The 241-nt window shown below is 61.8% G+C and carries 1 protein-coding gene; it reads left to right on the top strand.

Annotation, left to right across the window (positions count from 1 at the left end; genetic code table 11):
* On the top strand, positions 1-241 hold a 241-nt coding region (locus KVT38_RS34075; protein WP_217598126.1), incomplete at both ends, for an L-rhamnose isomerase.

A 241-nucleotide genomic window follows, 5' to 3' on the forward strand; every position in this document is an offset into this window, starting at 1 on the left:
AATTTCCATGCATTGCTGGCAAGGCGACGACGTGCGCGGCTTCCTCAATCGCGACCAGGATCTGTCGGGCGGCATCGCCGTTACCGGCAACTATCCCGGCGCAGCGCGTACGCCGGACGAGTTGCGGGCCGACCTGGGAAAAGCGTTCTCGCTCATTCCCGGCAAGCACAAGGTGAACCTGCACGCTATCTACGCGGACACCGACGAAATAGTGGACCTCGTCACGATCGAGCCTCGTCAC

Source organism: Cohnella sp. GbtcB17 (genome assembly GCF_019091135.1).
Lineage (GTDB): Bacteria > Bacillota > Bacilli > Paenibacillales > Paenibacillaceae > Cohnella.